The sequence below is a fragment of the Liquorilactobacillus hordei DSM 19519 genome (assembly GCF_019443985.1).
GTDB lineage: Bacteria > Bacillota > Bacilli > Lactobacillales > Lactobacillaceae > Liquorilactobacillus > Liquorilactobacillus hordei.
This window is the reverse complement of the sequence record NZ_CP049303.1, coordinates 846,254-872,103: the sequence shown is the minus strand read 5'-3', so window position 1 is coordinate 872,103 and position 25,850 is coordinate 846,254. Positions and strand designations below refer to the sequence as shown.

17 protein-coding genes, 5 tRNA genes and 3 rRNA genes are annotated in these 25,850 nt (G+C 38.3%); 4 read left to right on the top strand and 21 right to left on the bottom strand.

The features are described 5' to 3' along the window. Positions 1 to 76 precede the first annotated feature (76 nt). The 3 genes from G6O70_RS05380 to G6O70_RS05370 form a co-directional block, all read right to left on the bottom strand. Positions 77 to 1,258 carry a C40 family peptidase gene (locus G6O70_RS05380; RefSeq protein ID WP_233419155.1) on the bottom strand — a complete coding sequence of 394 codons (1,182 nt, stop codon included), beginning with the start codon at positions 1,256 to 1,258 and terminating at the stop codon, positions 77 to 79. A gap of 357 nt (positions 1,259 to 1,615) precedes the next feature. Further along, a complete protein-coding gene (locus G6O70_RS05375; protein ID WP_057869675.1) occupies positions 1,616 to 2,569 on the bottom strand; it encodes a DMT family transporter in 954 nt (317 codons plus the stop codon). Positions 2,570 to 2,583: 14 nt separating this feature from the next. Further along, positions 2,584 to 3,528, bottom strand: coding sequence for an AEC family transporter (locus tag G6O70_RS05370; protein WP_057869674.1), 945 nt, complete (start codon positions 3,526 to 3,528; stop codon positions 2,584 to 2,586). A 204-nt stretch (positions 3,529 to 3,732) separates the two neighbouring features. Here G6O70_RS05370 and G6O70_RS05365 point away from each other — a divergent pair, with 204 nt between their 5' ends. After that, the gene (locus G6O70_RS05365; RefSeq protein WP_057869673.1) at positions 3,733 to 4,905 is read left to right on the top strand and encodes an LCP family protein; all 1,173 of its coding nucleotides are present in this window, start codon (positions 3,733 to 3,735) and stop codon (positions 4,903 to 4,905) included. A 127-nt stretch (positions 4,906 to 5,032) separates the two neighbouring features. Here G6O70_RS05365 and G6O70_RS05360 read toward each other — a convergent pair whose 3' ends face one another. The 7 genes from G6O70_RS05360 to G6O70_RS05330 all read right to left on the bottom strand — a co-directional run bounded on the left by G6O70_RS05360 (position 5,033) and on the right by G6O70_RS05330 (position 13,199). After that, positions 5,033 to 6,694 (bottom strand): IS1182 family transposase, encoded by a 1,662-nt coding sequence (locus tag G6O70_RS05360; RefSeq protein WP_219934305.1) that lies wholly within the window; start codon positions 6,692 to 6,694, stop codon positions 5,033 to 5,035. A gap of 181 nt (positions 6,695 to 6,875) precedes the next feature. Further along, positions 6,876 to 7,859 carry a beta-ketoacyl-ACP synthase III gene (locus G6O70_RS05355; RefSeq protein WP_057870379.1) on the bottom strand — a complete coding sequence of 328 codons (984 nt, stop codon included), beginning with the start codon at positions 7,857 to 7,859 and terminating at the stop codon, positions 6,876 to 6,878. 133 nt (positions 7,860 to 7,992) lie between these two features. Further along, positions 7,993 to 8,078, bottom strand: a tRNA-Leu gene (locus G6O70_RS05350). A gap of 60 nt (positions 8,079 to 8,138) precedes the next feature. Beyond that, entirely contained in the window at positions 8,139 to 8,579 is a 441-nt protein-coding gene (locus tag G6O70_RS05345; protein WP_057870378.1) for a SprT family protein, read from the bottom strand. A gap of 6 nt (positions 8,580 to 8,585) precedes the next feature. Further along, on the bottom strand, positions 8,586 to 10,763 hold the full coding sequence (locus tag G6O70_RS05340) for a Tex family protein (protein WP_057870377.1): 2,178 nt from the start codon (positions 10,761 to 10,763) through the stop codon (positions 8,586 to 8,588). Between the two features lie 87 nt (positions 10,764 to 10,850). Then, positions 10,851 to 11,678 carry an ammonia-dependent NAD(+) synthetase gene (gene nadE / locus G6O70_RS05335; RefSeq protein ID WP_057870376.1) on the bottom strand — a complete coding sequence of 276 codons (828 nt, stop codon included), beginning with the start codon at positions 11,676 to 11,678 and terminating at the stop codon, positions 10,851 to 10,853. 57 nt (positions 11,679 to 11,735) lie between these two features. Then, positions 11,736 to 13,199, bottom strand: a complete 1,464-nt coding sequence (locus G6O70_RS05330) for a nicotinate phosphoribosyltransferase (RefSeq protein ID WP_057870375.1) — start codon at positions 13,197 to 13,199, stop codon at positions 11,736 to 11,738. A 180-nt stretch (positions 13,200 to 13,379) separates the two neighbouring features. Here G6O70_RS05330 and G6O70_RS05325 point away from each other — a divergent pair, with 180 nt between their 5' ends. From G6O70_RS05325 to G6O70_RS05315, 3 genes are all read left to right on the top strand, one after another. After that, entirely contained in the window at positions 13,380 to 14,120 is a 741-nt protein-coding gene (locus G6O70_RS05325; protein ID WP_057870374.1) for a WecB/TagA/CpsF family glycosyltransferase, read from the top strand. A 148-nt stretch (positions 14,121 to 14,268) separates the two neighbouring features. After that, a complete protein-coding gene (locus tag G6O70_RS05320; RefSeq protein ID WP_219934304.1) occupies positions 14,269 to 14,787 on the top strand; it encodes a helix-turn-helix domain-containing protein in 519 nt (172 codons plus the stop codon). Between the two features lie 26 nt (positions 14,788 to 14,813). Then, the gene (locus G6O70_RS05315; RefSeq protein WP_219934266.1) at positions 14,814 to 15,656 is read left to right on the top strand and encodes an IS3 family transposase; all 843 of its coding nucleotides are present in this window, start codon (positions 14,814 to 14,816) and stop codon (positions 15,654 to 15,656) included. 224 nt (positions 15,657 to 15,880) lie between these two features. Here G6O70_RS05315 and G6O70_RS05310 read toward each other — a convergent pair whose 3' ends face one another. The 11 genes from G6O70_RS05310 to G6O70_RS05260 all read right to left on the bottom strand — a co-directional run bounded on the left by G6O70_RS05310 (position 15,881) and on the right by G6O70_RS05260 (position 25,840). Next, positions 15,881 to 16,582, bottom strand: coding sequence for a GntR family transcriptional regulator (locus G6O70_RS05310; protein WP_057870433.1), 702 nt, complete (start codon positions 16,580 to 16,582; stop codon positions 15,881 to 15,883). Positions 16,583 to 16,602: 20 nt separating this feature from the next. Then, a complete protein-coding gene (gene nagA, locus G6O70_RS05305; protein WP_057870434.1) occupies positions 16,603 to 17,739 on the bottom strand; it encodes an N-acetylglucosamine-6-phosphate deacetylase in 1,137 nt (378 codons plus the stop codon). 18 nt (positions 17,740 to 17,757) lie between these two features. Further along, positions 17,758 to 18,558 carry a pyrroline-5-carboxylate reductase gene (proC, locus tag G6O70_RS05300; RefSeq protein WP_057870435.1) on the bottom strand — a complete coding sequence of 267 codons (801 nt, stop codon included), beginning with the start codon at positions 18,556 to 18,558 and terminating at the stop codon, positions 17,758 to 17,760. Positions 18,559 to 18,718: 160 nt separating this feature from the next. Continuing rightward, positions 18,719 to 18,790 (bottom strand) — tRNA-Gln (locus tag G6O70_RS05295). 3 nt (positions 18,791 to 18,793) lie between these two features. Then, a tRNA-Tyr gene (locus G6O70_RS05290) sits at positions 18,794 to 18,879 on the bottom strand. Between the two features lie 75 nt (positions 18,880 to 18,954). Beyond that, the gene (locus tag G6O70_RS05285; RefSeq protein WP_373566418.1) at positions 18,955 to 20,409 is read right to left on the bottom strand and encodes a peptide MFS transporter; all 1,455 of its coding nucleotides are present in this window, start codon (positions 20,407 to 20,409) and stop codon (positions 18,955 to 18,957) included. Between the two features lie 306 nt (positions 20,410 to 20,715). Then, positions 20,716 to 20,788: transfer RNA gene (locus G6O70_RS05280), tRNA-Thr, on the bottom strand. Between the two features lie 10 nt (positions 20,789 to 20,798). Further along, positions 20,799 to 20,870: transfer RNA gene (locus tag G6O70_RS05275), tRNA-Glu, on the bottom strand. A 91-nt stretch (positions 20,871 to 20,961) separates the two neighbouring features. After that, a 5S ribosomal RNA gene (rrf, locus tag G6O70_RS05270) occupies positions 20,962 to 21,078 on the bottom strand. Positions 21,079 to 21,161: 83 nt separating this feature from the next. Then, positions 21,162 to 24,080, bottom strand: a 23S ribosomal RNA gene (locus G6O70_RS05265). Positions 24,081 to 24,280: 200 nt separating this feature from the next. Next, positions 24,281 to 25,840 (bottom strand): 16S ribosomal RNA (locus G6O70_RS05260). The 16S, 23S and 5S rRNA genes sit together here with 2 tRNA genes alongside, the layout of an rRNA operon. Positions 25,841 to 25,850: the final 10 nt, after the last annotated feature.

Here is a 25,850-nt window from a genome sequence, read left to right as displayed (position 1 = left end):
TAACAAAAAGACTAAGTCAAAATAAATATTGACCCAGCCTCTGTATTAATCAAATGTCAGTTAATTAAAAAGTTTATTACTTCAAACGTCCTGCAAACGAAGGTGTATAGCCTGAGATTGTCCCGATACGTACCACTTGACCTGTTGTTGGTGCATGAACGTACTGTCCATTTCCAATATAAATTGCTACATGGTATGAGCTTCCTTTACCACCCCAGAATAATAAATCACCTGGTTGTGCTTGCGAAACAGATTCATATGTAACATAGCCTTCTTGAGACACTGTATTATGTGGTAACGATACCCCGAACTTAGCATAAACATATGCTGTCAAACCTGAACAATCCATTCCTGATAAAGATTGACCGCCCCAAACATAAGGAATATTCAACTTTGTCAGAGATACTGCAGCTGCAACAACAGAACTTGTATCTACACTTGAATTGGACGCTGAGGTCGTTGTAGCAGAATTCGTTGTTGTATATGCTGTTTGTGTTACAGTTGCAGAATTATTTGAAGCAGTGTTATTCGTATTAGTGCTCGTAGCGGTTGTATTACTGTTATTATCAGTAGAAGCCGTTGATACAGCTTTTGTAGCTGTTGCTAAAGCATTGTTAGCCTCTGTGTTGCTCTTAGCAGCCTTAACTGCTGCTGCTGCTTTTTGAGCTGCTGCCAGAGCCTCTTCGGCTTGTTTCTTTGTAGCATCTTCGTTAGCCTTTTTAACTTTCAATTGAATCTTTTGAACTGCCAAATCAGCCATATCATTTCGTAATTTTTCACTCGTCTTTTTTTGAGCTGCGACAGATTCATCAACCTGCTTTTTATCAGCTGCAACTTTTGCTTGATCATTTTTTTGATCTTGCAAAGTTTGATTATTAGCTTGCACCATGGTTGCAACAGTTGCAACACGATCAATTGCATCACTAAAGCTCTTTGAGTCTGTTAAGAATTCAATCAAGCTACCTGTATCATTTTGCTGAGCTGAACGTGCTTGTTCAGCCAAATGCGATTTTCTAGCATTAATATTCTTTGTCAATGAGGAAATCTCAACTGAATCTGAATATTGCTGATCTTGTAACTTTGAAAGTTTTTTCTGACTATCATCTACTAATTTTTGAGTATCAGAAATTTTTTGATTAACATCGCTAATTTGCGTTGCAGTATCTGAAGCTGAAGCATGTGTTCCTAAACCAACAACTGTTACAAGTGAAGCAACTACAAGTACAGTTTTCGAAATTAAATTATGTTCCACTGACATACACCTCTGACATTTGATTAAATGCTATTTTTTTAAATTTTTTATACGATTTAACTACAAGAATAATTCTACCACGCTTGAACAATAATGAGCATTACATTATATTTACAAAATCAGCTCAAGAATAGCGTTTATAGTCACTTTTGTTACATTAATATTTCAAAAGTTACAAACAGCAATCACAAGCATTCTGTCCTTCTTATGCATATATTTTAATAACTTTTAATTTTTTTATTCTTATACCTCAATATAACGACTCTTTTAGTGGACTTAATTAACTCTACACAACAAAAAAGAAGGGAACTGTGTCACCTTAAGTAACAATTTCCTTCTAGTTTTGAAATATATAAATGATATTTAATTCTTAGGAATTATCGTTTCTTCCTTTACACGATTACCTACAAAGGTTACAACTGAACCTAACAAGATAATCATAATTCCAATAATCGTTAAAACCGTTACCTTTTCCCCAATTAAGATTGCCGCCAAAATTGGAGCTAGTCCAGGTTTTATAAAAAATACAAGCGAAGCGGTTGAAACATTTGAATTCTCCATTGCAAGAAAATAAAATGCAAACCCACCACCTGTGACACAAACACCTAGATAAAGTAACATTGGCAAAGAACCAATTGTTATATTTTGCAAAATCGGCAGATCTTTGAAGGTTTTTAAACTTGGAACGCTCCCTAAATAATCAGCAATAACTGGTATATGCGTGATTAATGAGAGTAGGAATAATTCAATAGTTCCTGCTATAAATGTATAGCAGGTCATTACAATTCCATTTAAGCCCATTTTTTTAGATCCATAACGTGAAACAATTGAATAAAAGCCAAAAGTTACCGCTGCTAAAACACCCAAAATAATTCCAACTGGTCTAGTAAGATGAAGTGGATCGATAATTACAATCAATCCTAAAATAGATATCACTACAGCAATCAGGTTTGCTCTTCCTAAACGTTCTCGTAGAATAATAAATGCAAATATTAAAGCAAATACAGGGTTACAACTGAATAAAACCGCAACGGTAGAAGCCTTGGTTGCCACAACTGCCAATTGGAAAAGTGACATACTGACAATTACACAAAGAAAACCTGTGAGAAAAAATAAGTACCAATCATCCTTCCCCAATTTTCTTTGATCTGCGTTCAGAGCTTTATTCGCAAACGGCAGTAACACCAGTGCGCCTATAAAAAAGCGGATAAGATTTAATTGAATTGGATTAAAAGTAGCACCGGCAACCTTCAATGCTATTTCCATTGAACTGAACATAAAAGTTGATATTAACACATAAATTATTGTTTTTTTCACAATTACCCTTCTTTTTAAATACTTTGCGTTACTAACATTAAAATCGGAACAACCGCAAGTGAGATTAGCGTTGTTTCTGTAACCATCACCGCAGCATAATCAGAATCTGCGCCATACAAATTCGCGACAACTGGTGCGTTTGTCATCACTGGCATAGCCGATTGAAGAATAAAAACCTGCTTCATCAAAACGGGCATATCTGCTGGCATAACAAGCACGAACATCAATGCAGGTGCACACAAAAAACGTCCCATTAATACCAATAGATTATCTTTGTGCAGCGCAAGGTGATTAAGCCCCGCATGTGAGACTGAGATTCCGATAAATAACATTGAGAGTGGTACAGTTAAATTACCAATATAATCCAAATCAGATTTTATAAATAGTGGCAATTTTGCTTTTAATAAAACCAAAATAACACCCACGATAAATCCCATGAGTGGTGGAGAAAAAATTTTGCCTACTGTTTTTTTCCAATCTAATTGCGTTTTTAATCCACCATCTCGTTGAATTAAGTATGTACCCAACGTCCAAAAAATTGTAGTATTTGCCATATAATAGATTAATACGTAAGGTATACTATCATCACCAAAAAGAGCCTGATTAATTGGCAAACCCACAAAAACTGTATTCGAATTAAAAAACATTGATGAAAAAAGGCCCGCGTGACTTTTACGGATCCTAAATACCTTTACAATTGCAAATGCGAGTGCCATCAATATAACCATTGAAATGACTGGAAATCTCAAATCTGGCAACATTTTAGACAAGTCATTGGCGTTAAACCTCATCGTAATCGTTGATACCATATAACATGGTAATGCGATTTGCGTCACTAATCTAGCAATTAATTTAGTTGAGTTTTCGCCAAACCAGCCGCGTTCTGCCAAAATGTACCCTAATACTATCATCACTAATATTACTAGCACACCAGAAATACTGTGCTCAAAAACTTCCATATTCTCATCTCTTTCTTCATTCTTTCCTATGTAAACATTCATCAGTATATCACAACTTATAAGAAAGTTTTCTCCGTTTTCTAATTAACTTATTCTCTTTGAATATCGAAAATAGTTTAAAAAAAATTTAATTTTAAGTTATGCTACTCAATTAATAACTCTTAGTAGTATAATTCTTGTAATAATGTTGATAAGGAGTTAATGATGGATAACAATAATAAAAATGATTTTTCGGCATCGTCTCCACTGAGAAGAGAAAATAATCACGATCACCGCAAAAGAGCCCCTCATAAAAAACGTAGAACTTTAAGTTTAATTGGCCTTATTATAGTACTTATTTTATTTTACGGGGCTGGAGTTTATGCCCATGGTCTCCTTGGGGCGGCCCAACAAACTCTTGATAAAACATATCAAAAGACAAAAGTTAAAAAGCTGAGAAATGTTTCTCAGGTTTTGAAAAAGAAAAAACCTTTCTCCATCTTACTTTTAGGAACTGATACCGGTGACCTAGGAAGAACTGATAAAGGCCGTACTGATACAATAATTGTAGCCACAATTAATCCTAAAACCAAAAGAGCAACATTGACAAGTATTCCTCGTGATACTCAGGTTAAAATTACTGGTTCGTCTAATTCTTACGATAAGATTAACTCGGCTTATACAATAGGTGGAACCTCTGCAGCAATTACCACTGTGCAAAACACACTTCATATTCCAATTGACTTCTATTTACTAGTAAATATGGGTGGGTTATCAAAATTAGTTAATGCAGTCGGTGGAGTTTCAATTGATCCTCTTCTAACCTTCCACTATAGCTATGCTAATGTTACGAAGGGAAAAACCGTAACTCTAAACGGTAATGAAGCACTAGCGTACTCAAGGATGCGCTATACTGACCCAGAAGGTGATTACGGACGTCAAAAACGCCAGAAACAAGTAATTGGAGCAATTGTTTCCAAATTACTAACAATCACATCTATATCTAACTTTCAAAAAATATTAAATACAGTCAAAGACAATATGCAAACTGACTTGACTTTCAATGATATGATGACAATTGAAACTAATTATAAAGATGCAGCTGGAACGATCAAATCATATGTACTCCAAGGTGAAGACGCAACAATTGGTGGTCTTTCGTATCAGGTTGCCACAGCAGAAGAAAAACAAAAAATTTCCAATAAGATTCGTTCCGAATTAGGACTAAATCCTTCAACAGCCACTTTTGCTGGTCAAATATATAGTTCCTATGGTTCAAGTTCCACTTATGGTGCCACTTCATCAAGTTCTCGTTCTACCTATGGTACCTATTCGTCAAGTTCTAGTTCTACTTATGGCGCTTACTCATCGAGCTCTCGTTCCCGCTATGGTTACTAGTCATAAAATAAGCGTAGGATGATGTGTCAAGTAAAAAAATTAGCTACTAATCAAAAGTTGCACACATGGTGCGTTCATTGTCATATGTAGTTCCTAACTGAACACGGAATTTTGATTTATAAAATGTTTATCCACAGTAAAAGAAGGGGCTGTGCCATAAGTCCTTCAAAATAGAAGAGATTAGTGAAAATCGTTCTTTGATTTTCACTAATCTCTTCTTTTGTGTTATAAAATAATTATAATTGGTGTTCTTCGCCACCAATTTTCTAATATTCATTGCCATCAAGGCAATTCCAGCCTCCCTTTTTACCTTTTCAAGCCCCCTAACTGAAAATCTTCTAAAACCTAAACAAGCCTTCAATCCACCAAAAACTGATTCAACGTCTATTTTACGTCGTCCGTAAATTGAACCAGTTTGGTGATTTGAAAGCAATTTGCGTTCTTTAGCTTTGAAATATTCCCATGTGCCATTAATACTTATTTTACGAGGTTTTCCGCTTTTAGTGAATGCTCGGTTATCAACCTGAAAATCGTTATCGTATTTGTTTGCCTTATACTCTTTAAATTCACGTATAAACCCATACTTGTCTTTGCGCTTACGGAAAGCATAAAAACTAAATCTAACTCCTTGCAGATCAATAAAATAATCGTCTTTAGGATGATATGCCCAATTCATGACCTTACGGTCGTCACTTTCCCATTTGCGACTATTTTCTTTCAGCATCGTACCATATGGAATTAATGCCGTATGTTCAGGTAGTTCATCTTCAAGATATTGATAATTTGATTCTGAACCGTATCCTGCATCAGCCACAATATACTTACCTAAAGTTCCAGCTGCTTTCTGTTGCTGTAAAAAGGGAATTAATGTTTTGGTATCTCCTGGATTTTGAAAAATGCCAAAGGCAGTTACAAATTGTTTACTTGTGGCGATTTGTAGATTATAAGCCGGTTTTAGCTGTCCGTTGAGCATTGGATCTTCCTTAATACGCATGAAAGTTGCATCATGATCTGTTTTCGAATAACTATTTCTTTTACCATAAATTTTGGTTTGCATTTTATGATCTAATAATTTAGCTTGCCGTAACTTAAGTTTTCGTTTTAAAGATTTTAGTTTTCGACGCCTTGACTTGTCTGGATTGGGAGAGATGTGTTCTTTTTCAATCTTTTTATTCAAATCTTTCAAGTCATTTTCTAACCGCAAGATAATTTCATCAAGCATTTCTAAAGTAAGATCTGTCTCTGCAGGGAGCTGACACTTAAATTTAGCTTCATTTAATTCTTCCAGAAGGGATATAATCGCAGAGCGATTAAGCTTGTCAAAACGAACAGTATTTTTACGCCAAACAAAACTATACTTATTGGCATCAGCCAAAATTTTAGTTCCATCAATAAAAGTAACCTCATCAATAAAGTTATTTTGCTTTAGATATTTGGTTAGTTTTTGAATGCATTGATTGATCAAGTTCTCAACTTCATCTGAAATTCTAAAACGACAAATTGTTCGGTAGGCTGGAACTTGTTCTTGCGTCAGCCAGCGGGCTGCCAAATTCTCTTCTGCCAAGGTATTAATACGACGACTACTGAAGATACCTTTTGTGTACGCAAACAAAATTAATTTTAAAAGTACACGCAGATCATACTTACGCGGACGTCCAAAGATGTAGGGATCTTTAATTTTAAGGTCTTCAACTATTTGATTAATCATCCGTGCAGGATGATTTTCTTTTGGTTCCCAGTCAGTTTTGATACTAAGTACAGTCTGATTTATGTTATAATTATTATACATTTTGTTTATCCTTTCTATAGGGGTATTGTTTTTGAAAGTACTGGCTGCAACCGGTGCTTTTTTATTTTTAATTATACCAAAAGAGCTTCACCAGAAAAATCATTACTTTCTCTGGTGAAGCTCTTTCACTTAGGACTTATGGCACAGCCCCTTCTTTTATTTGATCCGAGATCAACTATCTTTATAATCTCGATAAATCCAAAAGAATACTGCCATATGACAATCCTGCTCCAAAACCTGAAATTAATGCAACATGCGGTCTTTCTCCACGCTTTAGTGCTCGATCCAGTCCAATTGCTATTCCTGCTGAAGAAGTATTTCCATAAAACTCAACATTTGTTTCAAATTTATTTAATGGTACATTTATTCCAAGTGCAATATTTTCGATTAATCTTAAATTTGCTTGATGTGTCACAACCAATTCTAATTCAGCAGTTGTATAACCATTTTGCTCAAGTAAATTAGTTATGTGCTCAGGAACTATCGATGTTACAAATTCGTAAACTGCACGTCCATCTTGATAAAAAGCATCCATCTTGGGATAACTGTCACTTGAAATCTCCTTTAATGGTGCGATTCTCCCACTGTGAATCACGTTGGGAGCCGGACTCGTCTCCAATTTTTCAGCAATGAACATCTCATCATCGGGATTATCACTTGCTGTCAACAACACACCTCCAGCACCGTCACCAAAAAAAACAGCAGAAGTTCGATCAGAGAAATCCATCATTTTAGAATTCACTTCACCTGCAATCACAATTGCTTTGTTATAGTTTCCTTGTCGCAAAAATTTTTCTGCAGTACTTAATGCAAAAATAAAACCCGCACAGGCAACACTTACATCAAAAGAAAATGCTTTTACAGCATCAATCTTTTGTTGAACAAGCGATGCTGTAGCAGGTGTGATTGAATCTGGACTAATTGTAGCCACTATGATCAAGTCAATTTCACTGGCCTTTGTTCCAGATTCAGCTAATAACTTTTTAGCCACATTTGCACAAAGATCAGATGTATTTTCATTAATAGCATAATGTCGAGTTTTTATTCCCGTATGCTTTTGAATCCATTCATCCGAAGTATCCATATAATTAGATAGTTCAGCATTAGTCACTATACGCTGTGGCACATAATGTGCACTGGCTTTTATTTTTACGGCTCTAGGCATCTTATATATTCTCCTATATCGAATCATCCAATTAATTGTCAATGTCTTTATCCAAGTCTGCAGTACTAATATCTTACTTGTACATAAATAAAAAAGCCATACCAAAATATAATTTTGGAACGGCCCTATATGATGCGGGTAAATGGATTCGAACCATCACGGGCTATAACGCCCACCAGATCCTTAGTCTGACGCGTCTGCCAATTCCGCCATACCCGCAACAACAGAAATAATTATACCAAATACTCTGTTCAAGGGCAAGTCTTTTTTATTTTTACACTATTTATTTTTCAATTTTAATCTACTATGACATTTCGAACAGACATATTTTCGCAAATCTATTCTGCGTTTTCTAACATACAGTTGGTCACATTTTGTACAAACATAACTATAGACATGGACAGACTCATTTGTAGGGGCATACCTTAAACCCTGCACTTCCGCTAATAACTTTTTAAAATCTCTATCTCTATGCCTATACCCCATGTTATTAAGGTGTAAATGATAGTGACATAACTCATGCTTAATCACACCTTGCAAAGTTAGCTCATCATGCTCACTTAACATCTTAGGATTTATATCAATATTGTGCGTCTTAAGATTATACCTCCCACCGGTCGTACGTAATCGACTATTAAATGTTGCACTATAATCGAAGCTTTGTCCAAATGAATCTAATGAGATTCTTTCAACAATTTTCTGTAAAGACCTATTATTCAAGTTAACTCAACTCTTCTCTGGAGAAATCATTGTTAATTGTATTCTCTTTCTCTGTTCGTCAACACTTAAAACCCAAACATCAACAATATCTCCAACTGCTACAACATCATTGGGATTTTTCACGAATCCTCTTTTCAACTGTGATAAATGAACTAAACCATCTTGCTTTACACCAATGTCAACAAAAGCCCCAAAATCAATAACATTTCTTACTGTGCCCTTGAGCTTCATCTCAGGCTTTAAATCAGCTATTTTCAAAACATCACTTCGTAATAAAATTGGAGGTAAATCAGATCTGATATCTCTACCAGGTTTGATCAAACTTGCAATAATATCTGTTAATGTTTCTTCACCTACGCCAAGTTCAACAGCAACAAGTTGAATATTTACATTTTTTAATTTTTCAGTAGCCTTACTTTTTCCAATCTCTGAAGAAGCAATCCTAAATTTTTCTAAAAGAGCTTTGGCTATCTGATAACTCTCGGGATGTATATCTGTATTATCCAAGAAGTTCTTGCCTTCAACTATCCTCAAAAAACCTGCAGCTTGCTCGTACGCCTTTGGACCAAGTCTAGGTACTTTTTTTAATTCGTTTCTTTGCTTAAATGTTCCTATCTCATTACGATAAGTTACAATATTTGCTGCAGTTGCACTAGACAGACCTGAAACGTTTTGTAAGAGTTGTGGACTAGCAGTATTCAAATCTATTCCGACTTGATTAACAGCAGTTTCAATTACTGCATCAAGCTTACTTCCCAATTCCTTTTGAGGTAAGTCATGCTGATATTGACCAACGCCAATCGCTTGTGGATCAATTTTTACTAATTCTGCCAATGGGTCTTGTAACCGTCTAGCAATACTTACAGCAGAACGTTCTTCTACATGGAAATCTGGAAACTCTTCGCGCGCTACTTTGCTGGCCGAATAAACTGATGCACCCGCCTCATTCACAATAGCATAAACGACTGTTCGCGCAGTCTGCTTCACTGCCTCAGCCACAAAAGCCTCAGATTCACGGCTTGCTGTTCCATTACCAATTGCAACAACATCTACCCGATTATTTTCAAGAATTTCCACAAATTGCTTAAGAGCTTTATTCCAGTTATCATCATCTTTTTGCGCATTTTTTTTCTGATGTGGGTAAATAATCGCCTTACTTTTAAATTTTCCAGTTTCATCTACCACTGCTAATTTACAACCTGTCCGATAAGCAGGATCAAAACCTAACACACATTTACCTTTCAGAGGAGACTGCATAAGTAAATGATATAAGTTGCTACCAAAAACTTCAATTGCATGTTCACTAGCTCTTTGTGTCAATTCATTCCGTAGTTCTCTTTCAATTGCTGGTTTAATCAATCTTTTATACCCGTCAGCAATCGCCACCCGCAAGATTTTAGTGATTTCTGCTGTTTTATTCTTAACAATTCTAACTGATAAATAGTCTAAAATTTGATCTTCATCAACTTGAATAACTGTACTGATGATTCCCAATCTTTCACCACGATTAATTGCTAAAATTTGGTGATTAGCAATCTTTTTGTAAGGTATTATAAAATCATAATAGTTTTTGAAAACTTGCTGTTCATCTACTTCTATTTTCTTGGTTTTTGTTATTATTTTACCCAATTGTTTGGTAATTTGACGAATTCTCGTGCGATATAACGCATTTTCACTGATCTCTTCAGCAAGAATATCACAGGCTCCCGCAACAACTTGTTCTACATCTAAAATATCTTGCGCCGGATTCACAAATTTTGTAGCGTATTCCCTTGGATTTTTGGCTTCTGGCGTCATCAGCCATCTAGCGAATGGTTCGATTCCGGCTTCTTTGGCAATCATTGCCCTTGTTCTTCTTTTCTTTTTAAACGGTAAATACAAATCTTCTATTTCTTGTAAAGTAACTGCCGCTTCAATTTTCTTCTTCAAAAGAGGTGTTAGCTTTTCTTGTTTTTGAATTGCATTTTCAACATCTACTCTTCTTTTTTCGATCTTCTCTAATTGCAGCTTATTATCAAGAATTTCACGAATTTTAACTTCGTCTAAATTGCCAGTTTTTTCCTTTCGATATCGTGCCATAAAGGGAACTGTTGCACCTTCATCATACATTTTTGCAGTTGCTTGCACTTGTGTATATTTCAGATTAAGCTGCTTTGCAATTTTATCTAATATTGAATTGTTCACTGTCATTCTCCTTTAAAAAAAATAGCATAGTTAAACCTCCAAATTGATAGCTCATTTCAGATTATGGTTTAGCCACACTAATATTTTTTATTTCCAAAACTCATCATACACTGTAATTGGTGAATGACGCTTATGTTGGGTCTTCAAATACCATGCTTCAATTTTTTCAGCTGCAGCACTATCGATATCTTGTCCTTCTAAATAATTATCAATATCCTCATAGGTTACACCTAAAGCTACTTCATCTGGTAACGCAGGACGATTATCTTCTAAATCTGCCGTTGGTTTCTTTTTGTATAGGTGCTCTGGAGCTCCAAGAAGTTCAAGCATTGCCCTACCTTGGCGCTTATCTAAACGCCATAAAGGAGTAATATCTGCCCCGCCATCTCCAAATTTTGTATAAAAACCTGTAACTGCTTCGGCTGCATGATCGGTTCCAACTACAGCGCCCTTATTGGCTGAGGCAATTCCATATTGAGCAATCATACGTTCACGAGCTTTGATATTCCCACGGTTAAAATCGCTGACTTCCAAGCCATTTTCTTTAATGCTTTCAACCATTGCATCTGTCGCTGGTTTGATGTTAACACGCACTACCTTATCAGCCTTCATAAATGCGATAGCATCCATTGCATCTTGTTCATCAGCCTGATTTCCATAAGGTAACCGTACAGCAATAAATTGATATTCACTATTGCCCGTTTCATCACGCAATTCTTTAATTGCCAACTGGCTCAATGTTCCTGTCAAAGTTGAATCTTGTCCTCCTGATATTCCTAATACAAGAGTCTTCAAGAATGCATGTTTTTTTAAATATGCCTTCATAAAGTCAACACTTTTTCGAATCTCATCTTTAGGATCAAAGTCAGAACTGACACATAATTCACTGATAATCTTTCTTTGCAACTCTCTCATCTAAAAGTCCTCCTTGAGTATCATACATAATTACATGTGATGTTTTCTATCATCATTTTACGCTTTTTTATTGATACTTTCACGAATTTCTTTAATTATCTTCATTTTATTATTGTAACATGCCTCAGATAAATCAACTGGGTAATCTTGCGGATTAAGATCGCGCTTGTATTCTTCCCAAAGACTGTCAAGCCGTTCATGGGCATATTCTTTGATTTCAATCAGACTGGGAACTTGATAGACTTGCTTTCCTTCCACAAAAATATCTTTTAAAAGCGGGCGAGCATCAAAGTCTGTTATATTCTTATTAATATAGGTATACTGCGGATGAAACATGTACAGAGTCTTTTCTTCCGCAGGTTTTTCATCCCATAACGCAATATAATCTCCTTCAGACTTGCCATCAGCCTTCTTAGTAATACGCCATACCTGTTTTTTCCCAGGTGTTGAGACTTTTTCCGCGTTACTCGACAATTTAATTGTATCTTCTAGAATTCCTTCACTATTTTCAATTGCTACCATTTTGTAAACAGCTCCAAGTGCAGGTTGATCATATGCAGTAATTAGCTTAGTCCCTACACCCCACACATCAATCTTAGCCCCTTGCATCTTCAAGTTTGTAATTGTTTTTTCATCAAGGTCATTTGAAGCATATATTTTGGCACTGGAAAATCCCGCCTCATCCAACTGTTCTCTGACACGTTTTGAAATGTATGCCATATCTCCAGAATCAATCCGGACACCCAAGAAATTTATTTTGTTCCCCAATTCCTTTGCAACCTTAATTGCATTAGGAACACCGCTTCTTAAAGTATCATAGGTATCAACAAGAAACACACAATCTTTGTGCGTAGTAGCATATGCCTTAAAAGCTGCATAATCATCGCGATAAGCCTGCACTAATGCATGTGCATGCGTACCACTAGCTGGAATTCCAAAGATTTTACTTGCTCTCACATTACTGGTTGCATCAAATCCTCCAATATAAGCAGCTCGTGTTCCCCAAATAGCTGCATCAAACTCCTGAGCCCTTCTTGTTCCAAACTCCATAATAGCATCTTCATGAACAACTGACCTCACTCGAGCTGCCTTTGTAGCAATCAGTGTCTGATAATTAATTACATTTAAAATTGCCGTTTCAACAAGTTGGCAATCAGCTAAGGGCCCCTCTACTTGTAAGATTGGCTCGTTGTTAAAAACAACTTCGCCTTCAACTACTGCTCTTAATGTCGCTGAAAATTTGAAGTTTTTTAAATAGTTCAAAAATTCATCTGAAAAATTACCAGATTCTCTCAGATACTCAAGATCACTTTTTGTAAAATGTAATTTATTAAGATAATCAATTACACGCTCTAAACCAGCAAAAATAGCATACCCATTTTGAAAAGGAATTTTTCTAAAATAAAGTTCAAAAACCGCTTTTCGTTGATCAATTCCTTTCAGCCAATATGTCTGAATCATATTGATTTGATATTCATCAGTATGTAGAGCATAACTATCGTCTGGATAATTCATTTCCATTTTTTTACCTCTTCTCAGCTAAACTGAGTAATATTATTTATTTATAATCACATTTACACAAAAAATAAAAGCTGTAACGCTTTCCATTTATGCAATGCCTATTGAACTATAATAACACTTTTTCATAATCTCGTCATTTCTGTTATACTATGGCTAGTCTTTTTGAAAAAGAGGTATTTTATGTTAAACAAATATGAACAGGTCAATGTTTTGGGTGTCGATTTTACCAAAATTACAAATAACGAACTATTAGAACAATTGAAACTGGATAATCAAAATCATTCAAACCGTTTCGTAATTACAGCTAATCCTGAAATTGTTTTGTATGCCCGCGATCATCCAGAATACCTAGCAGTACTCAAATTAGCTGACTATACAACTGCTGATGGCATTGGAATTATTAAGGGAGCCAAAATCCTAAAAACTCCTCTGCCCGAAAGAGTAACAGGTTTTGACACACTTGGTTCTTTATTGAAATTTGCTAACAAAGAACAAAAAAGTGTTTATTTCTTAGGTGCTAAACCTGAAACAATCAAAAAAACAATTAACAAAATTCATCATGATTATCCAACTTTGAAAATTGCAGGATACCATGATGGTTATTTTACAAATGACCAAGAAATTGCAACAGAAATCAAAGACAGTCAACCCGACTTCGTTTTTGTTGCATTAGGTTTCCCCAAACAAGAATTTTTCATTGCTAAGTATCGACAACTTACCCCTGCAATTTGGATGGGTGTTGGTGGAAGTTTTGACGTCCTAGCGGGAACTGTCAAACGTGCCCCAATTTTTTGGCAAAAACATCATATTGAGTGGTTATATCGCTTATTTCAGGAACCATCTAGGTTCTGGCGAATGCTTGCTTTACCCAAATACTTAATCATGATTTATCTGAAAAAATTTGGGTTACTTAAAGCTTAATTTAACAATTCTCAAATACAACAATAATAACAAAAATTGAGAAATTCCGAATTACGTCACACGTTTATACAAGATAAAGAGGGAGTGTGACATAAGTGAAGTGCCTTACAAAACTTGGACATGTAAATCAAGTTTTGGAGGTGCTTTTTTGACACGTAATTATACCTACAGCTTTAAGTTGAAAGTAGTTAAAGAATATTTAAATGGTGAAAATTCACTCCACACACTGTGTCTGAAATATAAGATGCCGAGTGATACTCCATTAGTAATTTGGGTGTCGCGTTATAAAGCTTTTGGTCCTACCGGACTTAAACAGCTTAAACGCCGGCACTATTCTAATGATTTCAAGGTAGCGGTTATTACATATTACTTGAACCATTCTACCAGTATTCAAAAAACAGCCATCCACTTTAATATCAGCCACACAGTCGTTTATAATTGGCTTAAATTAATGCGGCAATTTGGAATTAAAGCCGTAATTTCATCTAAGATAGGACGACCCAAGATGGTTAAGAAAAAGAAAGAAACATCCAAGAAAAAGACCGAACAACAGTTAATAGAGAGACAACAAAAACAAATCAGACATTTAGAACAGGAACTTTCCTATACTAAAATTGAGAATGTTTATCTAAAAAAATTGGATGCCGTAATTCGAAACAAAAAATAGCACTAAAAGTTAAAACAATTAACGAATTGCGGCGTGATTATCCCTTTATTACGCTCTTAAAAGTTGCGGGACTTGCGCGTTCGACGTATTACTATCATTTAGCTTGTCTAAACCGGCCTGATAAATATCGTCAGGTTAAACAAATTATTCGGCAAGAATTTGCCCGCTCTCATCAAACTTATGGTTATCGTCGCATGAGATTTGTTTTAAAACAGCATCATGTTAAACTTTGTCTAGAAACTGTTCGTAAAATTATGTTTTCTATGGGTCTGAAAGTTACTCTTTTTTCAAAACATTCTGGTCGGTACAACTCATATCATGGTCATGTTGGACAGGTGGTACCTAACTTGCTCAAGCAACAATTCAAGGCCCATAAACCATATACTGTTTTGCATACTGACGTCAGTCAGTTTAAACTTACGTGTGGAAAATGGGGTTATATTTCGACAGTTATTGATGAGGCTAGTAATGAAGTTTTAGCCGCTAAAGTTAGTTCAACACCCAATCGTGTTTTAATCGATCAAACCCTTGAGACAGTCATTAAAAAGATTCCCGCAACAACTAAACCAATTCTACACTCTGATCAAGGATGGCAATATCAAATGACCAATTATCAAGCTAAACTAAGACATCATCATTTCATTCAAAGCATGTCTCGTAAGGGAAATTGTTTAGACAATGCCCCAGTTGAGAGCTTTTTCAGTATGCTTAAACGTGAATGTTTAAGGCGCATTAAGGTTACTTCGCTCAGTGAACTAAGTACATTAGTGGAACATTATGTTGCTTGGTATAATAACCAGCGAATTTCACTTAAGCGTCACGGATTAACTCCAGTCGAATATCGTAAACAGTATCTAACTAATAATTAAAACAAACATGTCCAACTTTTTTAAGGCAGTACAAAGTCGGGAAAATTTGAGTACTAACTCGAAATTACGAACATAGCGAATACTTTGCTATGAGTAATTCGAAGTTAGACGGAGAATTTTGACTTATGAAACACGTTTATACGGAATAAATAGAGGAACTGAATCAAAATTTTACTTTTGACCCAGCTCCTCCTTTTTAGATTCTTCGAATATAAATGTTAATCTTATTTTTCTAAATAAAATTCGAATCTTTCCCCCACATATTGAGTTCTAACATATTCAAATGGCTGCCCGTCTTCCAAATTGGTAAGTTGACGTAAACGTAAAATCGCGTCTCCTCTGCGAATTCCTAAATACTCAGCGATTTGTTCTGAAGCCAACATTGCTGAAACTGTCTGCTGTGCATGACCAATTATATGACCACTCTCTTCGAGTGCGTGGTATAAAGAGCTTGTAACTTCCTCTTTACTATATTCCCTTATCAATTTTTCAGGGATTGTAGCAATTTCAAAACAGATGGGCATCTCATCAGCATATCTGATTCTCTCCATTCTAAGAACCAGTTCCTTTTCCATCAAGTTTAACTTCTCCATTTCACTCAAAGATGGGGTTGCAATATGATAAGAGATTGTTTTACTAGAGGGCGCTTTCCCTTGTGCTCTCATTAATTCAGAAAAACTAGTTACACCTGATGACATCTTCTCTTGAACTTTTTGCCTAGCAACAAACGTTCCTGAACCAACGTGTCTCTCAAGAATACCCTCATCAACTAGAGTTTTCACTGCTTGTCGTAATGTCATTCGACTAACACCAAAAGTTACAGCCATTTCACGTTCCGAGGGAATGCGCTCACCTACACTCCACCTCCCAGACTCAATTGAACGCTTAATTTCATTGTGAATCTGAATATAAATAGGTGATGCCATTAGTACTCCCTCTTTCATGTTTAATTTTTGTAGCAGTTACCATAACTATAGGTCTCTACCAAATTTAATTTATCAGTTAAAATATTCAAATCAGCATCTTTGCCAACTTCAAGAGTTCCTTTGGCAGTCAAGCCAAATTCTCGTGCTTGATTGACAGATGACATTAAGACCGCGTCTTTAATTCCACAACCAGTATACGCAATAATATTACGGAATGCTTCTTGGAATTGCAATACTGAACCTGCTAAATTCCCAGATTCTAATCGTGCTTGTCGATCTTTGACAATAACCTTCTGTCCTCCGAGTTCAGATGTTCCTTCTGGCATTCCTTTTGCTCTCATCGAATCAGTAACTAGTTCCATACGTTTTGGTCCCTTTATTTCATATGCCAACTTGATCATATCTGGAACAACGTGAAATCCATCAGCAATAATTTCACAATAGATATTATCTTCAAGCAATGCATGCCCTGTTACACCTGGTTGGCGGTGCTTAAACTCACGCTGTGCGTTATATAAGTGTGTAACGTGACTTGCTTTTGAATGTTTAAGTTGCTCCCTTAAAGCATTACTATGTCCGATTGATGGGACAATTCCATTTTTCAAGCAATAGTTTTCAAACTGCGCTGAAGTTTCATGTTCAGGAGCAAAAGTAACTAATTTTACTAAATGACCTGAGAGCTCATTCCAATGGTTAAATAATTCAACATCTGGTGCCTGAATATATTTTTCTGGCTGCGCACCTTTGAAAACAGGTGAAATAAACGGACCTTCCAGATGGATGCCTTGAATCACATGATTTGTCCTAGCAGCTTCTCTAATGCCCACCATAGCCTTAGCTATATTCTCATGTGATTGTGTCATTGTTGTAGCAAAATAACTCGTAATACCCTCGTGAATCATGTCTGTTACCATTTCATCTATTTGGGCAGGATTTCCATCCATCGCATCAAAACTATACCCACCGTGGCTATGAACATCAATGAAACCAGGAATAATTATTTTCCCCTCGAGATCAATTACTTCCGTGTCGTTTTCCTCAGCGACAAATTGTGCCATTGAGCCTATAGCTTCAATCTTGTCAGAAAAACGAAGATATCCATCCTTGATCTCTTCTATGCCAGTAAAAATATCAGCATGTTTCAAAACCTTTGTCATAATCTTTTCGTCTCCTTTTCAATGAGTCGCTTGATCCTTCAAAACCGTTGCATCTATCCCCTTGACCACTGCGGTCATAAAACCTGCTTCCTCCATCGCCAATAATCCTGCAATTGTTGTACCTCCTGGTGAGCACACATCATCAACCATATCCATGGGTGATTTTGTTGTTGCTAAAACTTTTTGTGCACTTCCTAAAACAGCCTGTGCAGATATTTCTGTTGCTTGTTTCTTGGTCAGACCATACTTAACCCCAGAACGAGCCATCGCATCTATAAAATAATAAATGTAGGCGGGGGAACTTCCTGCCAATGCCACAAAAATACTAAAATCCTTTTCCGGAATTTCCAATGTTCGACCCAAACTATCAAATAAGCTTTTAGCCTGCTCATAAGCAATATCCGTCACAGAACTATTTCTAACAAAGGCTGTCATTCCTTCATTGATTTCAACATTTACATTCGGCATAATTCTAATTATCGGAATTTTCTTATCTTTAAACTGTGACTCTATTTCTGCTAAAGAAACACCACTAGCCATCGAAATAATAAGTTTATTTTCATTCATTACATCACTTATTTCATCAATTATGCTAGCTAAAACGAAAGGTTTTACAGCCAATAAAATAATATCTGCTTCCTGAGCCAAAACAGTGTTACTGTCACACGCAGTAACCCCCGTTTCTTTTGCATACTTTTCATAATTATTTCGATGTGCACTATGTACAAGAATATCCTCAGGTCTAAAAGTCTTTTTTGCCAACCATCCCGCAATAATTGACTTAGCCATATTCCCAACACCTATAAATCCAATTTTCATTTGTCAACCTCCACTATCCAAAATGATATATACCAATGTACTGAATGTATCATTTTTAATTAAAAAGTCAATCGTTCTCGCTCTATCTTTGTTGAGACAAAATAAAAACAGACAAAAAAAGAACGAAACAAAATTATTTCGTCCTTTCTAGTTATCTTGATTGGGCTAGCTGGATTCGAACCAGCGCGTCACGGGATCAAAACCCGTTGCCTTACCGCTTGGCTATAGCCCAATATGGTGGAAGGGAGTGGATTCGAACCACCGAACCCGAAGGAGCGGATTTACAGTCCGCCGCGTTTAGCCAGACTTCGCTACCCTTCCACAACATCATTGTCATCATATCCGACCTAATAATAATACTATCTTTCACTACTTTATGCAAGTGTTTTTTTATTTTTATTCAATACCTCTCATCAATTTTTTTATTTTAGAAGAGAAGATCAATAATATAATGCCAAAGAGAATCGTAACACCACCAACTACTCCAAAATAAACAATTTCATTTTGGGCATTATAAAATCTAACTAGTTGTGAATTAAAAGCCTGTGCAACCGCATCACTGATGAACCACATGCTCATCATTTGCGACTCAAATGCCTTTGGAGCTAATTTGGTTGTTGCAGAGAGACCAATCGGAGAGACAAGCATTTCGCCAACTATTACCAAAGCCCAACTCATTATCAACCATAACGGTCCAACTTTTGTATCAGTACCAAATAGGGCTCCTGGGAACATCATCCAAAGAAATGATACTCCAGCAAAAAAAAGACCATAAGAAAATTTTGCAGGGGAAGAAGGTTGTTTTTTCCCTAGAACAGTCCAAATTATTGCAAAGATTGGAGCATATATCATGATGAATAACGGATTCATACTTTGAAACCAACTAGATGGAAAAGTGTGACCCCAGATTTCTAAGCGTGTTTGTTCGTTAGCAAATATTGCTAATACCACTGCACCTTGTTCCTCAATTGACCAAAACAAAATACTAGCAATAAACAATGGAACATATGCCCATACACGTGATTTTTCAACTTTAGTTATCTTTCTACTACTCAACATTATTATAAAATAATAAATTGGAATCAATACCGCAATAACAGTTATCAACAGAATTATGTTACTAATTGTTAGAAAATTAAATAAAGACATAATAGTTAAAATCAAAGCAATTACAATAACAAAAAGAATTACTTTCTTAATAATCGCCTGTAGTTCACTGGGATCAATCGGATCATTTGGATATAAACTATCCTTTGATAAATATTTATTACCATCAAAATAGTATTGAATTAAACCGATTAACATTCCAATTGCAGCAAGTGAGAAACCTAAATGAAAATTAACTTTTTGACCTAAATATCCCACAACAATAGGAGCAATGAATGCACCTGCATTAATACCAAAAACAAAAATATTAAACCCTGTATCCCTTCTTGGATCATCTTGTTTATATAAACCGCCGACCATTTCTGAAACATTTGGTTTTAAAAGACCAGTTCCTATAACAATTAAAGCAATTGAAATAAAAAGTGCTAATTTTCCAAATGGAGTGGCCAACACTATATGGCCTAACATTATTAAAATACCGCCCACAAATACTGTTCTACGACTCCCCCAGATTCTGTCACTGACAAATCCTCCTATAACACTAGAAAGGTACACTAATGAGCCATAAATAGACATTATAGATAAAGCAAGTGGTTTACTGAACCCAAGCCCTCCAGCACTAACCTCATAATACATATAATAAAGTAAGATTGCTCTCATACCATAATAGCTAAATCTTTCCCACATTTCTGTGAAAAAGAGTGTGGATAAGCCCCGCGGATGTCCCAAGAATGTCACGTCCATCGCTTTTTTATCCATTAATAAATTCCTCCTAATTTTTACTATTAATTGTCTTTTATAACTAAAAAATATTATTACACATAAAATTAAAAAAGTAGATTAAGATTCACAGAAAAAAAGGCTGGGTCAAAAGTTAACTTGACTTAGCCTTTTCATTATTCCATATAAATGTGTCCCATAAGTCAAAATTCACAGCTAACTCTAAACTATCTATAGCCAAATACTATAACTTCAATTGAATTAGTCTTTAATTTATCAACTTATGTTACACGTCCCATTTAAAACGGCTAGGGATATTTAAAATATATATGCCGGCTGCAGGATTTGAACCTGTGACCCTCGGTTTACGATACCGATGCTCTACCAGCTGAGCTAAGCCGGCATTTCTATGATGACCCGTACGGGATTTGAACCCATGTTACCGCCGTGAAAGGGCGGTGTCTTAACCACTTGACCAACGGGTCATTTAGCAAAACACAATCGATTTTGCTACCAAAAAACTCAGAAACTGAAAATAATCAGTTAACCCGGTTATCAACAAATTCTGAGTAAACTGCACGGCAACGACCTATCCTCGCAGGGGGCGATCCCCCAACTACTATCGGCGCTAAGAAGCTTAACTTCTGTGTTCGACATGGGAACAGGTGTATCCTTCTTGCCATCATCACCGCACTCTTTTGCTTGAGAAAACTTTGTTCTCTCAAAACTAGCTAATATTTCTCTTCCTTAATCAACTACCGTCCGCATTTCTTTCTTTGGTTAAGTCCTCGACCGATTAGTTTTGGTCCGCTCCATACATCACTGTACTTCCACTTCCAACCTATCTACCTGATCTTCTCTCAGGGGTCTTACTTCCCGAAGGAATGGGAAATCTTATCTCGAGGTGAGTTTCGCACTTAGATGCTTTCAGCGTTTATCTCATCCACACATAGCTACCCAGCGATGCTCCTGGCGGAACAACTGGTACACCAGCGGTGTGTCCATCCCGGTCCTCTCGTACTAAGGACAGATCCTCTCAAATTTCCTACGCCCGCGACGGATAGGGACCGAACTGTCTCACGACGTTCTGAACCCAGCTCGCGTACCGCTTTAATGGGCGAACAGCCCAACCCTTGGGACCGACTACAGCCCCAGGATGCGATGAGCCGACATCGAGGTGCCAAACCTCCCCGTCGATGTGGACTCTTGGGGGAGATAAGCCTGTTATCCCCAGGGTAGCTTTTATCCGTTGAGCGATGGCCCTTCCATGCGGAACCACCGGATCACTAAGCCCGACTTTCGTCCCTGCTCGACTTGTAGGTCTCGCAGTCAAGCTCCCTTGTGCCTTTACACTCTGCGAATGATTTCCAACCATTCTGAGGGAACCTTTGGGCGCCTCCGTTACCTTTTAGGAGGCGACCGCCCCAGTCAAACTGCCCACCTGACACTGTCTCCCACCACGTTTATTGGTGAGGGTTAGAGTGTTCATACAACGAGGGTAGTATCCCACCAATGCCTCCATCGAGACTAGCGTCCCGATTTCTATGGCTCCTACCTATCCTGTACAAGTTGTACAAACACCCAATATCAAGCTACAGTAAAGCTCCATGGGGTCTTTCCGTCCTGTCGCGGGTAACCCGCATCTTCACGGGTAATATAATTTCACCGAGTCTCTCGTTGAGACAGTGCCCAAATCGTTACGCCTTTCGTGCGGGTCGGAACTTACCCGACAAGGAATTTCGCTACCTTAGGACCGTTATAGTTACGGCCGCCGTTTACTGGGGCTTCAATTCTGAGCTTCGCCGAAGCTAACCCATCCTCTTAACCTTCCAGCACCGGGCAGGCGTCAGCCCCTATACGTCATCTTACGATTTTGCAGAAACCTGTGTTTTTGATAAACAGTCGTTTGGGCCTATTCACTGCGGCTGAACTTGCGTTCAGCACCCCTTCTCCCGAAGTTACGGGGTCATTTTGCCGAGTTCCTTAACGAGAGTTCTCTCGCTCACCTTAGGATTCTCTCCTCGACTACCTGTGTCGGTTTGCGGTACGGGTAGTTATTATCTAACTAGAAGCTTTTCTCGGCAGTGTGACATCAGTATCTTCGCTACTATAATTTCGCTTCCCATCACAACTCGTCCTTATAAGTAAGCATTTGACTCACTTACAAACTCGTTGCTTGGACACACATATCCATCAGTGTGCATACTTAGCCTCCTGCGTCCCTCCATCGTTCAAACAATAATAACTAGTACAGGAATCTCTACCTGTTATCCATCGCCTACGCCTCTCGGCCTCAGCTTAGGTCCCGACTAACCCTGGGAGGACGAGCCTTCCCCAGGAAACCTTAGTCATTCGGTGGACAGGATTCTCACCTGTCTTTCGCTACTCATACCGGCATTCTCACTTCTAAGCGCTCCACCAGTCCTTCCGGTCTAGCTTCTTCGCCCTTAGAACGCTCTCCTACCACGCAACCTTACGGTTGCATCCACAATTTCGGTAATATGTTTAGCCCCGGTACATTTTCGGCGCAGGGTCACTCGACTAGTGAGCTATTACGCACTCTTTAAATGGTGGCTGCTTCTGAGCCAACATCCTAGTTGTCTATGCAACTCCACATCCTTTTCCACTTAACATATATTTAGGGACCTTAATTGGTGGTCTGGGCTGTTTCCCTTTCGACTACGGATCTTATCACTCGCAGTCTGACTCCCGGATATAGATCGATGGCATTCGGAGTTTATCTGAATTCAGTAACCCTAGATGGGCCCCTAGTCCAAACAGTGCTCTACCTCCACGATCCTTTCTTTCCGAGGCTAGCCCTAAAGCTATTTCGGAGAGAACCAGCTATCTCCAAGTTCGTTTGGAATTTCTCCGCTACCCACACCTCATCTCAGCATTTTTCAACATACATGAGTTCGGTCCTCCAGTGCGTTTTACCGCACCTTCAACCTGGACATGGGTAGGTCACTTGGTTTCGGGTCTACGTCTACATACTGATACGCCCTATTCAGACTCGCTTTCGCTACGGCTCCGTCATTTCCGACTTAACCTTGCATGCAAACGTAACTCGCCGGTTCATTCTACAAAAGGCACGCTATCACCCATTAACGGGCTCTAACTACTTGTAGGCACATGGTTTCAGGAACTATTTCACTCCCCTTCCGGGGTGCTTTTCACCTTTCCCTCACGGTACTGGTTCACTATCGGTCACTAGGGAGTATTTAGCCTTGGGAGATGGTCCTCCCGGATTCCGACGGAATTTCACGTGTTCCGCCGTACTCAGGATACTGAATTGAGAGAATGTCATTTCATCTACAGGGCTTTCACCTTTTTTCGCTGATCTTCCCAAATCATTCGATTATGACATCCTTTGGTAACTCAAATATTCAGTCCTACAACCCCAAAAAGCAAGCTTCTTGGTTTGGGCTGTTCCCCGTTCGCTCGCCGCTACTTAGGGAATCGATTTTTCTTTCTCTTCCTGCAGGTACTTAGATGTTTCAGTTCCCTGCGTCTTCCTCTAACTGGTCTATGTATTCAACCAGTAGTAATAGTCGATAAAAACTATTGGGTTTCCCCATTCGGAAATCTCCGGATCATAGCTTACTTACAGCTCCCCGGAGCATATCGGAGTTAGTCCCGTCCTTCATCGGCTCCTAGTGCCAAGGCATTCACCATGCGCCCTTAATAACTTAACCTATCTTTACCTACGGTAAAGCGGTTATGAGTTTAGCGTTCAAGATTTTTCTTGTTTTAAACTCTTTAAAACGCGGTGTTCTCGGTTTGTTAATTATTTTAGAAAAATATTATCTAGTTTTCAAAGAACAAATTGAGAGTAGACCTCTCAAAACTAAACAAAGTTTCAACAATCGTGTGTAGGTTTCCGTTATATCCTTAGAAAGGAGGTGATCCAGCCGCAGGTTCTCCTACGGCTACCTTGTTACGACTTCACCCCAATCATCTGTCCCACCTTAGACGGCTGGCTCCATAAATGGTTACCTCACCGGCTTTGGGTGTTACAAACTCTCATGGTGTGACGGGCGGTGTGTACAAGGCCCGGGAACGTATTCACCGCGGCATGCTGATCCGCGATTACTAGCGATTCCGACTTCATGTAGGCGAGTTGCAGCCTACAATCCGAACTGAGAACGGCTTTAAGAGATTAGCTAAACCTCGCGGTTTCGCGACTCGTTGTACCGTCCATTGTAGCACGTGTGTAGCCCAGGTCATAAGGGGCATGATGATTTGACGTCATCCCCACCTTCCTCCGGTTTGTCACCGGCAGTCTCACTAGAGTGCCCAACTAAATGCTGGCAACTAGTAATAAGGGTTGCGCTCGTTGCGGGACTTAACCCAACATCTCACGACACGAGCTGACGACAACCATGCACCACCTGTCATTCTGTCCCCGAAGGGAACACCTAATCTCTTAGGTTGTCAGAAGATGTCAAGACCTGGTAAGGTTCTTCGCGTTGCTTCGAATTAAACCACATGCTCCACCGCTTGTGCGGGCCCCCGTCAATTCCTTTGAGTTTCAACCTTGCGGTCGTACTCCCCAGGCGGAATGCTTAATGCGTTAGCTGCAGCACCGAAGGGCGGAAACCCTCCAACACTTAGCATTCATCGTTTACGGTGTGGACTACCAGGGTATCTAATCCTGTTTGCTACCCACACTTTCGAACCTCAGCGTCAGTTACAGACCAGAGAGCCGCTTTCGCCACTGGTGTTCTTCCATATATCTACGCATTTCACCGCTACACATGGAGTTCCACTCTCCTCTTCTGCACTCAAGTCTTTCAGTTTCCAATGCATGACTTCGGTTAAGCCGAAGGCTTTCACATCAGACTTAAAAAACCGCCTGCGTTCCCTTTACGCCCAATAAATCCGGACAACGCTTGCCACCTACGTATTACCGCGGCTGCTGGCACGTAGTTAGCCGTGGCTTTCTGGTTAGATACCGTCACTGCATGAGCAGTTACTCTCACACACGTTCTTCTCTAACAACAGAGTTTTACGATCCGAAAACCTTCTTCACTCACGCGGCGTTGCTCCATCAGACTTTCGTCCATTGTGGAAGATTCCCTACTGCTGCCTCCCGTAGGAGTTTGGGCCGTGTCTCAGTCCCAATGTGGCCGATCAACCTCTCAGTTCGGCTACGTATCATTGCCTTGGTAAGCCTTTACCTTACCAACTAGCTAATACGCCGCGGGTCCATCCAGAAGTGATAGCAAAACCATCTTTCAAACAAAAACCATGCGGTTTTTGTTATTATGCGGTATTAGCACCTGTTTCCAAGTGTTATCCCCCTCTTCTGGGCAGGTTACCCACGTGTTACTCACCCGTTCGCCACTCAAAACTTTCGTGAATGCAAGCATTCGGTGAAAGTTTTGCGTTCGACTTGCATGTATTAGGCACGCCGCCAGCGTTCGTCCTGAGCCAGGATCAAACTCTCATTTTAAAAGTTTGTG